Origin of the sequence: Actinopolymorpha sp. B11F2, from assembly GCF_040195635.1 — a bacterium.
Lineage (GTDB): Bacteria > Actinomycetota > Actinomycetes > Propionibacteriales > Actinopolymorphaceae > Thermasporomyces.
The window spans coordinates 557183-565750 of record NZ_JBEFTX010000002.1; the positions used below are offsets into that span (position 1 = coordinate 557183).

The following is an 8568-nucleotide window of genomic DNA, read 5'->3' on the forward strand; positions in this document are numbered from 1 at the left end:
ATGATCTGACCAGGCGGCGCCTCAGCCACGGGCGGGAGCCCGACCCAGACCTCCAGGAGCGATGACGACGTGAGCAGTTTCTCCGCACCGCGCGATCCTTTCCGGCGCGGACCCTCGGGCCCTCGCGGCGGCAACGTCCGTACCAGGGCGCTCGTGCCGACGATCATCGTCCTCGTGGTCCTGGCCGCCGTCTTCGCCGTCTTCACGAGCTTCTGGACCGAACGGCTGTGGTTCGGCTCGGTCGACTACTCCCAGGTGTTCACGACCACGCTGCTGACGCGGTTGGGCATGTTCGTCACCTTCGGTGTCGTCCTGGGGGCGGTCGTCTTCGCCAACCTGGCGCTCGCGCACCGGCTCCGGCCGCGCTACCGCACGATGTCCAACGAGCAGCAGACGCTGGACCGCTACCGCGACGTCATCGACCCGCACCGCAAGCTCATCGCCGGTGTGGTGGCGGGTCTCCTCGGCCTGATCGCCGGCTCGAGCGCGTCGGGGCGCTGGGAGACGTTCCTGCAGTGGAGCAACGCGACGAGCTTCGGCACCAAGGATGCGCAGTTCGGTCTCGACGTGTCCTTCTACGTGTTCGGCTATCCGTGGTACCGCTTCCTGATCGGATTCGGCTTCGCGATCATCCTGTTGTCGCTGGTGGCGGCCCTGGTCGCGCACTATCTCTACGGCGGGATCCGGCTGCAGACCCAGGGCCAGAAGGCGTCCGCCGCGGCGCAGGCGCACATCTCGGTGCTCCTCGGGCTGTTCGTTCTGTTGAAGGCCGTCGCCTACTGGTTCGACCGCTACGGCCTGGTGGTCGCGGCGCACCAGATGTCGAACTCGAGTTTCACCGGCATCACCTACACCGACGCGCACGCGGTCGTACCGGCCAAGACCATCCTCACCTTCATCGCGGCGATCTGCGCGGTGTTGTTCTTCGCCAATGTCGTACGCCGCACCTGGATGTTGCCCGGTCTCGGCCTCGGCCTGCTCGTGCTCTCGGCGGCCCTGCTCGGGTGGGCGTGGCCCGCGATCGTGCAGCAGGTCCAGGTCCGTCCCAACGAGCCGGTGCGCGAGGCGAGCTACATCCAGCGCAACATCGACGCGACCCGGAAGGCGTTCGGCGTCTCTGACACCAAGGTCACGAGGTACGAAGCCGAGACGACGACGAGCGAAGGCCAGCTCGCCAACGACGCCGAGACCCTTCCCGGCGTCCGTCTGATCGACCCGGCCATCGTCGGTCCGACGTTCGAACAGCTGCAGCAGGTCCGTGGGTTCTACTCCTTCGCCGAGCCGGCGCTCGACGTCGACCGCTACACCGTCGACGGGGAGACCCGCGACGCCGTGGTCGCGGTCCGCGAGGTCAACCTCGACGGCGTACCCGCCGACCAGCGCAACTGGAACAACGACCACACCGTCTACACCCACGGTCACGGCGTCGTCGCGGCATATGGCAACCAGCGGACCAGCGAGGGCAGTCCGCAGTGGATGGAGGGCGGCATTCCCAGCCGGGGCGATCTCGGGAAGTACGAGCCGCGGATCTACTTCGGTGAGTCGTCCCCGCCGTACTCCATCGTCGGCGCCCCCAAGGGCAGCGAGCCGGTCGAGTTGGACATCCCGGGCGGCAGCGCCGACACCCAGTCGACCAACACCTACCAGGGTGACGGCGGAGTGCCGCTCGGGTCATTCGGCAACCGGCTGCTCTACGCGACGAAGTTCCAGGACTTCAACATCCTGCTCAACCGGTCGCGGATCAACTCCGAGTCGAAGGTCCTCTACGACCGCAACCCCCGGCAGCGCGTGCAGAAGGTCGCGCCGTGGCTCAACGTCGACTCCGACCCCTATCCCGCCATCGTCGGTGGCCGGGTCAAATGGATCGTCGACGGTTACACGATGTCGGAGAATTACCCGCTCTCTCAACGACTGCTCCTCAACGACGCGACTTCCACGTCACTCACGCCGCAGCCGGCGATCGTGGGGCAACCGAGCGAGCGGCTCAACTACGTCCGCAACTCGGTGAAGGCGACCGTCGACGCCTACGACGGAAGCGTGAAGCTGTACGCCTGGGATGAGAAGGATCCCATCCTCCGTACCTGGATGAAGGCGTTCCCCGGCACCGTCGAGCCCAAGGACGCGATGCCCAAGGCGCTGATGGACCACGTCCGCTATCCGGTGGACCTGATGAAGATCCAGCGCGAGGTGCTTGCGCAGTACCACGTGACGGACGCGGGCGCGTTCTACCAGGGCACCGAGCGTTGGAAGGTCCCGGCAGACCCGACGAAGGGCGCGCAGGACGCCACCAAGCAGCCGGCGTACTACCTGTCGGTGCAGATGCCGGGAGCGGACGGGCCGGAGTTCTCGTTGACGTCGACCTACATCTACTTCAACCGGGAGAACCTCGCCGCCTTCGTCGCCGTCAACGCCGACGCCACGTCGAAGAACTACGGCAAGATCCAGGTGCTCCAACTCGACGAGACCCAGATCGACGGGCCGAGCCAGATCGCGAACAAGCTCGACTCCGACACCAGGGTGGCCGACGCCATGTTGCCGCTTACCCGTGGTGACAGCCAGGCCCAGAAGGGCAACCTGCTGACGCTCCCGGTCGGAGGCGGTCTGCTCTACGTCCAGCCGGTCTACGTCCAGCGCGGTTCCGGTGACGCGGCCTATCCGCTGATGCGGCTGGTCCTCGCGTCGTTCGGGGGTGGCATCGGAGTCGGGCCGACACTGCAGGATGCGCTCGACATGGTGTTCGCCGGTAACGCGGGCGCCGACACCGGCGAGAACCCCGGCAGCGAGCAACCGCCGGAGGAGCCTGGCGAGACGCCCGCACCGCCTACCTCCGACGCAGTGGCGCGCGAACTGGCCGCAGCAAATGAGGCATTCGAGGAGGCCGAGGCTGCCCTGAAGGAGGGTGACCTCAGCGCCTACGCCGAAGCCGTGGAACGCGCGCAGGCGGCCGTCGCCCGGGCAGCGGAAGCCCGTCGCGGCGGGCAGGGCGGTGCCGAGGACGGCGCCACCCCCTCGCCCGAAGCACCCGCGACCGGCACGGAGCCACACGAACCGGATGCGGGCTGAGGCAGGCCAGCCGGGGATGGCTGGTGCGGGGATTGACCCGATTTGCTGTTCTCCAGCCATCCCCGTACTCTTGTCCAGGCGACGCGGGGTGGAGCAGTTCGGTAGCTCGCTGGGCTCATAACCCAGAGGTCGCGGGTTCGAATCCCGCCCCCGCTACCAGGCAAAACGCCCCCGGAGACCTGATCTCTCCGGGGGCGTTTTCAGTCTCGATGTGACCAAACTTGTGACCAGGCCCTTGCGGGCGGCCCTAGGTGTACCCGGCCAACAGGTTGGTCACAGTCGGCTGATCGAGGGTAGTCCGCCGAGTGCGCTATGGAGAACGGCGGCCGATCGTGAGGCACTGGCTATGAGGTGCGGATCAGCTCGACGATCTTCCGGCGTATCCGTGGAGGGTCGATGCCGTGGCGTGCCAGGAGCTGCGCCTCAGGGCATCGCTCGTGATCCACTAGTCCGATCAGCATGTGTCCGGAGGTCACCCTGTTGTGGCCAAGGGTGCGCGCTTCCTGTACAGCCCGATCCAGGATCCCGACGACTGTCGCAGGATCCCCGGCTTCATTGGATTCGGTTTGCCTGACGCCCTTGCTCGTGATCTCGTCGGCGACCTCATGGCGGAGGACGGCTGGAGGTACGCCCATGTCGGTCAGCGCCTTGCAGGCTAGGCCATCGTCGATGGCGAGCAGGCCGAGAAGGAGGTGGGCTGCGTCGGCGCGCACCAGGCCATCGGCCTTTGATCGTTCCTCGGCCAGGTACCGAGCCAACCTGGCATCTCTGGTGAAAGTTTCGAACATGCTCGACCGCTTTCAGACAGACGCGATCGGTAGACCGTGATCCCGTCACACGCTACGCCTGCCGCCCAGGCGTCGGACACCTCAGCCGTTCGTTGCTGAAAGGTCCGAATTGTGATACCCGAGGTTGTCGGGACGGTCCGAGCGCTTGGTAGGCAAGGCTCGGGCCATGGTCCTCCGGGCGTGGACCTCGCCGTAGAGGCCGCTGCATTCACGTCGCTCTCCCCAGACCACGGGTGCGATCGAGTTGGCCGGCGTTTCCGGGGCGGCCGTTCGGCCCAGGACACCCCGTACCTGGTCCTCGCCGGATGGCCGCCCCACGGGACTGACCCCCAGTGTGACTCAACGATCTGCAACAGTCGGCGACGGTATCGCGGGGTACTCCCGGCCGCCCCAGCCTCGCCGCTCACACCGGCGATCGAGCTCATCGAGTCTCTCGGCGCCATAGATGTAGGTTTCCTAAGCTGCTCATCCCGGTCGTCGTTGAATGGCGGGATCTGGCCGGGCTAGCGCTGGGAGACAGGGAGGAATGTTCCGGCGGGAATGTGGTCTGAGCGGACGTTGAGCTGGTCGCCGATGTGCATGCCCTCGGAGTCGATGGTGACCTGCCGGATGTGGCGGTCATGGGCGGAGCCGCGGGTCTGGAGCACGGCGATTGCGAGTTGGATCTCGCCGCCGGTCTCGACGTAGCGCAGCATGATCGAGACATCGGCGAGGCTGCCGACCTCCAACGCGGCGGCGGGTGTGAATGTGCGGGCGGTCGGGCTGGGTGGTGCGGAGGTAAGGAGTGTGGTGATCTCGTGCTCGCGCAGCAGCGAGCCAAGCGCTATTACGAAGTCGAGCAGTGCTCGGGGAGTGGCGATCCGTTCCAAGGAGGACAGCGTGTCGATGACCACACGGATCGGGCGCTCCTGCTCGACACTTCGACGGATGGCCAGGAAGTGGTCCTCCAAGGAGGCGAGCTCGGGAGGTTCTGCCCTGACTTGGACGAGTCCGGAGGCCTGCATGGTGTCGAGGTCGAATCCCCAGCCAGCGGCGTTTCGTGCCAGCTGGTCGCGGGTTTCGTCGAACGTGTAGAGGATGCAGTGCTCGCCGGCACGGTAGCCGGTGTCAGTGAAGGTAAGGCTGGTCAGCGTTTTTCCGCTGCCGGTGGGTCCGGTGAGCAGGATGGTCGCGTCTTTGTAGAACCCGCCGCCGCACATCTCGTCGAGTTTGGGGATGCCAGACGAGACCCGCGTCTGCGATGCCCGTTCAGATGGCGCGACGAGCACCAGCGGGATCACCACGATGCCTTCCCGAGCATCGATGGTGAACAGCCATTCGCCGGTCCGGTGGGGCGCCGCGCGGAACTTTACTACCTCGATGGTTCGGCGGCGCCGTTCGGCGTCGAGCACATTCCGCAACAGTACAACGTTGCTGAAGACGAACTCTTCTACGCCGAGCCGGGATATCCCGTTGTAGTCAGCGAGGCGTTCGGATGTGTGTACCGAGGTCACCCCCAGACTGTTCACGCCCTTGATAAACCGCAGCACCTCGTCTCGGACTGTCCGCACATCGGGGTAGCGGGCAAAGACGGCACCGATCGAGTCCAGCGCCACACGCGCAGCCCCAACGCTGCGGACGGCAGCCTCGATCCGCGCCACGACGGGGGTGAGCGTATAGGTTCCCACGGTGCTTGTCGCATCGCTGACTTCGCTGGACACGTCGACGAAGGCCCACTTACCTTCGTCCTCCCACCGTTGGATCGGCATTCCCAGCGAGGACGCCGACTTGCGAATGTCAGCAGGGGTTTCTTCAAAGGTGACGAAGACGGCGTTCTGGTCGAACAGTTCGATACCGCGAGCCAGGAACTGCATCGCGAAAAGTGTCTTACCGCAACCCGTCGTGCCCGCTACCAGGGTTGAACGCCCGGCAGGCAGTCCACCTTGGGCGATCTCATCGAACCCTCTGATGCCGGTGGGAAGCTTCTCGACTAGATCATTCGTCATCTCGATCCTGCCGTCTCGCGATCAACGGATCGGGAAAACCCAGACCCGCAGCGGTGCGTACTTCATCGGACAAGTCACCAATCACCCGCAGCTGCGGCAACGGTCCCGTGCGGACCACCGTGGGCACCACGACAACCCCGTCCTGCTCCGCAACCTCTGGCTGCTCGAACACATCGACGACCTTCAGGTCGTACGGACCTGCAAGGCGGGACTCACACAACCCGCGCAGCTTGACCTCCGCATCCTGCGACTCTCGTGCCTGGCCAGCCATATAGATCGTGAACGAGTAAGTGATCAACGGCACATCAGACACAACCACCACCCAGCCAACGGCTCACCCAGATCGGCGGAGGCCCTACAGCAACCCACGAGGCGTTCGACAGACCGCGCGGTGGTCGGGTGCCACAGGACCCAATCCACCTCCCCCTGCAGATCGAACCGTAAGGCAGCGAAGACCAGCCCGTGCCTTGACCTTAAGTCCGAATGCGTCGTATATATCCAATCTTCCCAGCAGCAGAAGAGCCGCGCGCTCTCACACAAGGCTGCTCGACGAGCTGCCAAGAGAGTGGAGGGCAAAGGTCCCCGCTTTGCTTGGGACAGACCTCGTGCTCATCACCCGGCAGGCTCGCGAGCAGCTGCGCCAGCAAGCAGCCGACCAACGGACCTCGCCTCGAGGCTGCGTAAGGCGGCAGCCGATAGGCGACAACACAGCAGACGGCGCCGGGCGATCCCGATGGAGCAAACTTGTGACCAGTAACCTGGTCACGTCTCCGGATTGCTCGGCAGCTTGATGATCAACCTTGCAAGCATGGCTGCCGCGTCCTTGTCACGCCCCTCGCTGCGCTGAACATATGTCTGCATCGTAAAGCCGACGCTGGAGTGGCCGATCCGCTCGCTGAGGATCTTTGGGTTGATTCCGTTGTCCATCGCGATCGTGGCATAGCTGTGGCGTACGCCGTGCAGGGTGATCCGCGGTAGGCCTGCCCGGTCCACAAGCCGGTTGAACCTTCGCGTGATCGTGTCCGGATGAAGCAACCGCCCGTCCTCGAAGCAGAAGACTTTGCGATGGCTGGGGTAGCTACGTCCCCATGCCTTCCGTTCCTCGTCGACCATGGCGAGGTGCTCCCGCAGGACCGACACTGTGTATGCATCGAGCGAGATAGTCCGCCTACCGCTGTCGGTTTTCCCGTCCTCATCGAGCGGCTTCCCGTCGACCACAACTCGGGTGGGCTCGATTGTCAGTGCCCCCGCGTCAAGGTCCACCAGGTCCCGTTCCACACCCGCAAGCTCCGAGCGTCGCATACCAGTCGTGGCGACCAGGACCCACAGCGCCCGGAAGCGATCCTTGCTCGCCTGGCGCGTCCGCGAGGGGCGGCGCCCGTGGAGGCGGCGGTGGCGGTACTGGACGGACATCGAGGAGTGGGCCAGTCGCCACGAACCTCGTGGCTGGAACGACCGATCATGCCGCTTGTCCGCTCGATCACCCTGATGACAGCGCGTTGAAGCTCAGCCGCGGTGGCTCCGTATCGCATTCACCAGAGGCGTGCGCACGAGTATGTGGGCTGGAGGAGGCAACTCCTCGAGGCCGAACCATGCGATGTCGTCGTGTTCCTCGGGAGCGACGTTCGCTGGCGTTCCCTGCCAGTCACGCACAAGCCAAGCGCTACGCTGAGCGGATCCTCGTGGCTTCTGAGCGTGACTGCGAGACCGGACGAATGGGCACAGGGCCTCCTCCGCGTCCCTGGTGCCGACCGCGCCCGGCGCATGGATGTGAGCCTCGGGAGGTCGGCGAGACGCCCGCGTGGTGGAGCGTGAGTGATGATCAGCTCATCTTGACCGTGGGTTCCCCGGCGTTGCTGGCCGGCGCCATCGGGCTTGCGGGAAGCGCGGCCTGGACGACCCGCAGCGCGCCGAACAGGTTGGTCTCCAGCTGGTCTCGCAGTTGCTGCTCGGTCAGCTCCTCCACGGCGCCGAACAGGCCGGTGCCCGCGTTGTTCACGACGACGTCGAGACGGCCGAAGCGCTCCTTGGCTCGGTTCACGCCCTCGAAGACGGCCACCCTGTCGGTCACGTCCAGCTGAAGCGGAAGAACCGCGTCGCCATACGTGGCGACCAGCTCGTCAAGGCTTGCGCGACTACGGGCGGCCGCGGCCACCTTGTCGCCCCGGGCCAGAGCGGCCTCCGCGAAGCTGCGGCCAAGGCCGCGGGAAGAGCCAGTGAAGAACCAGACCTTGCTCATGAACTTTCCGTCCCTTCTTCCCTTCCGCTTATGGTGAGTTTCCGCCTCCTTGACGAGAGGGGCGTCGCGTACGCAACAACGCGCCCCGATCGACACGACGTCAGGAGCCAGTTGACCGGTTACCGCTGACAACACGGCCCATGAAGGGCCGGGGCAGCGGGTACAGGGCGGCGACTGGCGAGGGCCGAGGGCGTGGCGGTCATCAGCATCAAAGCCCCTCTCCGTCGGCGTGCACGCATGAGCGGTCGGCCTCGCGGGACCGGGGTCGACAGGGTTCCCTTGCTGACCCCCGGTCCGAGACGTGTCGCGTGATCACCGCCGTCCCACGGTCTGATGGGCAACAGAGGACTTGGGCGTGTTCGGTCAGGGAGTCGGGTGGCCGGGGGGATTTTCACCCCCCGGCTCCCACAGATCCCGGCGTGAACCTCTCGGTTCACCGGGCTCTTGTCATCCTGATCACCAGATGCGGGGGGCCCAAGGAACCCATGCCCAG

At 65.6% G+C, this 8568-nt stretch carries 6 protein-coding genes and 1 tRNA gene; 2 read left to right on the forward strand and 5 right to left on the reverse strand.

Annotated elements, in window-relative coordinates; all coding sequences use genetic code 11:
- Positions 1 to 69 precede the first annotated feature (69 nt).
- Together ABN034_RS06425 and ABN034_RS06430 are read left to right on the forward strand one after the other, a co-directional pair.
- Entirely contained in the window at positions 70 to 3063 is a 2994-nt protein-coding gene (locus tag ABN034_RS06425) for a UPF0182 family membrane protein (RefSeq protein WP_349690043.1), read from the forward strand.
- 82 nt (positions 3064 to 3145) lie between these two features.
- A tRNA-Met gene (locus tag ABN034_RS06430) sits at positions 3146 to 3222 on the forward strand.
- 185 nt (positions 3223 to 3407) lie between these two features.
- Here ABN034_RS06430 and ABN034_RS06435 read toward each other — a convergent pair.
- The 5 genes from ABN034_RS06435 to ABN034_RS06455 form a co-directional block, all read right to left on the reverse strand.
- Entirely contained in the window at positions 3408 to 3851 is a 444-nt protein-coding gene (locus tag ABN034_RS06435) for a Clp protease N-terminal domain-containing protein (protein WP_502878974.1), read from the reverse strand.
- 503 nt (positions 3852 to 4354) lie between these two features.
- Positions 4355 to 5836, reverse strand: coding sequence for a circadian clock protein KaiC (gene kaiC, locus ABN034_RS06440; RefSeq protein WP_349690045.1), 1482 nt, complete (start codon positions 5834 to 5836; stop codon positions 4355 to 4357).
- Positions 5826 to 6149: a circadian clock KaiB family protein gene (locus ABN034_RS06445; protein ID WP_349690046.1), complete on the reverse strand. Its 324-nt coding sequence runs from the start codon at positions 6147 to 6149 to the stop codon at positions 5826 to 5828. Before ABN034_RS06445 ends, kaiC begins: the two co-directional genes overlap by 11 nt.
- Positions 6150 to 6598: 449 nt before the next feature.
- Complete coding sequence (locus ABN034_RS06450; protein WP_349690047.1) at positions 6599 to 7249, reverse strand: site-specific integrase; 651 nt, start codon at positions 7247 to 7249, stop codon at positions 6599 to 6601.
- Between the two features lie 409 nt (positions 7250 to 7658).
- The gene (locus ABN034_RS06455) at positions 7659 to 8075 is read right to left on the reverse strand and encodes an SDR family NAD(P)-dependent oxidoreductase (RefSeq protein ID WP_349690048.1); all 417 of its coding nucleotides are present in this window, start codon (positions 8073 to 8075) and stop codon (positions 7659 to 7661) included.
- Positions 8076 to 8568 lie beyond the last annotated feature (493 nt).